This window comes from Frigoribacterium sp. Leaf186, from assembly GCF_001423905.1.
GTDB lineage: Bacteria > Actinomycetota > Actinomycetes > Actinomycetales > Microbacteriaceae > Frigoribacterium.
Map to the genome: position 1 here is coordinate 612 of NZ_LMPQ01000013.1, position 215 is coordinate 826.

Annotated in this window: 1 rRNA gene (only partly in view); it reads left to right on the forward strand. The window is 51.6% G+C overall.

Going from position 1 to position 215, the window contains the following annotated elements:
* Positions 1-215: ribosomal RNA gene (locus ASG05_RS16060) — 23S ribosomal RNA — on the forward strand (its annotated part extends past both window edges: 497 nt to the left, 206 nt to the right); the annotation flags it as partial.

Consider the following 215-nt stretch of genomic DNA (forward strand, 5'->3'; position numbering starts at 1 on the left):
GTGAGGGAAAGGCGAAAAGAACCCCGGGAGGGGAGTGAAATAGATCCTGAAACCGCATGCTTACAAAAAGTAGGAGCCCGCAAGGGTGACTGCGTACCTTTTGTATAATGGGTCAGCGACTTACATTCAGTGGCAAGGTTAACCGAATAGGGAAGCCGTAGAGAAATCGAGTCCGAATAGGGCGTCCAGTCGCTGGGTGTAGACCCGAAACCAAG